Annotated in this window: 1 pseudogene; it reads left to right on the top strand. The window is 54.3% G+C overall.

Going from position 1 to position 223, the window contains the following annotated elements:
• Positions 1–223 (top strand): annotated as a pseudogene (locus WFP70_RS26675) (IS4 family transposase); the annotation flags it as partial.

The raw sequence follows: 223 nt of genomic DNA on the forward strand, positions 1-223 counted from the left end.
GTTATCCGGCTGATGTTTGAGAAAACACAGCGCCTGTGGTTTGAAAAGACCCCGCTGTCTCACTGGAACGGACTGACGCTGATGGCGGTGGATGGCACCGTATGGCGCACGACTGATACACCAGAAAATGATGCCGCCTTCGGGCGAACGGCCAATATTAATAAGTGCTCTGAGTGGCCGCAGGTGCGTATGGTCTGTCAGATGGAAGTCACCAGCCATCTGT

It is taken from the genome of Pantoea sp. USMM079, assembly GCF_037153115.1.
In the GTDB taxonomy this organism is placed as follows: domain Bacteria; phylum Pseudomonadota; class Gammaproteobacteria; order Enterobacterales; family Enterobacteriaceae; genus Pantoea; species Pantoea communis.